The 1,539-nt window shown below is 39.8% G+C and carries 2 protein-coding genes; both read left to right on the top strand.

Features of this window, described 5'->3' with window-relative positions; translation table 11 throughout:
• A partial coding sequence (locus PO605_RS30745) for an RHS repeat-associated core domain-containing protein (protein ID WP_272207341.1) occupies nucleotides 1-594 on the top strand: 594 nt, incomplete at its 5' end.
• Nucleotides 595-604: 10 nt separating this feature from the next.
• Nucleotides 605-1,267, top strand: a complete 663-nt coding sequence (locus PO605_RS30740) for a hypothetical protein (protein ID WP_139223831.1) — start codon at nucleotides 605-607, stop codon at nucleotides 1,265-1,267.
• Nucleotides 1,268-1,539: the final 272 nt, after the last annotated feature.

Below are 1,539 nucleotides of genomic sequence, written 5' to 3'. Positions count from 1 at the left end.
CTACGGTTCCAGGGACAGTACTTTGACGGCGAGACGGGGCTGCATTACAACCGGTTCAGGTATTACGATCCTGTGGTGGGGAGGTTTGTGCATCAGGATCCGATTGGGTTGGCTGGGGGGTCCAATTTTTATATATTTGCCGTAAACCCACAAATATGGGCGGACATACTTGGCTTAACAGCAGCAAAATTGGGACGAAACCTTAGAAACTCTGGTCGCCCACTTCAACCAGGTCAAACCCCGCATCATATTGTTCAGGAAAATTGCAAAAAAAATAGGCACGTCCAGAATTCCAGAGATATTTTAGGCCGAAATAATATTGGAATAGACAGCGCATCCAATGGCGCCAGATTATGGGGAACAAATCCATCTCAGACTGCGATGGCCAACCATCCAGGCAAAGCGGCGAGCATCAGCACGGGAAACTATCATGCCGGGCCTCACGTGCACAGTGATATGAACGATAAACTGATATACCAGATACTGAAAGGTGTTGAAAAGCGAGGAGGCAATGTTGAGGCTGCCCTAGAGGATATAGGGCGACGACTTGAAAATGGTAGTTGGAAAGCAGCCTTTTCCTGCTGTTGCTTATAAGGAAATTTAAATGATAAATGAACGCGCAGATATAAAGAAAATCCTAGATACATTATTGATCAATTTTAAAGACGCATCTAATAATATTTCACAAAATGCACATATTGAATCATTTCCAAAAGTCGATGAATGGCGTTATTCAAAAGGTGATTTTTTTAATCCGATTCCTTATCGTTCAGAAATAGACGGGTTCAATTCACCAAAGCTTCTGAAGAAAAAATATGATTCTCCTTTTGAAGCCATCGAAAAAGGCAATTTCTCAACAGCATTTAATAATAATCATCCAACAATAATCATTGCCCCGAAGGAAAAGTCTTGCAACTTCATATCCACAAGTTTATATGGGGAATATTTATCATCAGATATCGCCAATGTACATCACATTGATCTTCCATATAAAGATTCTGTAAAGAATCTTCCACGACTTAATGGTTACGGGTATTTATCCAAAGAAAAAGACGGAAGCTTAGTCAGTATAATTGTTGGAAGAAATAATAATTATTCCATAAATATAATAGAAGCCATTGATAATCTGCCATCTAAAGAAACAGCCTATGCATCAGGATGGGCAGATGATATAGAATACCATTATCACCACGATAATAATGGTCTTTTCAAGATAACGACCCATGCAAAAAATGGTGGCCTTGCAGAAATATGGAGCAGATCTTAATTATATTTTATTGAAAAAGTAATTTTATTTTCAGTAAAATATGTCGCCACAATGAAATTTTGAAATATATTTCACATTAAAGAATAGCTTTCATTTTACAATAAAAAATGACCTTATTTTTATTCTTCAGAAGAATTACATAAATCCCTGGCCATGCACTGTTATTTCAGTGCATAGATGAATTGACAAGCTCGGTCCGGCCAGCGCATCGCCCGCCTGTACCAGTACGACCCCACAGGCAACCTCGTCGCCACGCGCGACGGCCTGCGCGG

It is taken from the genome of Delftia sp. DT-2 (genome assembly GCF_028401915.1).
In the GTDB taxonomy this organism is placed as follows: Bacteria; Pseudomonadota; Gammaproteobacteria; order Burkholderiales; family Burkholderiaceae_C; genus Comamonas; species Comamonas tsuruhatensis.
The sequence above is the reverse complement of the archived record's forward strand: the minus strand, read 5'-3'. Positions and strand labels throughout refer to the sequence as shown.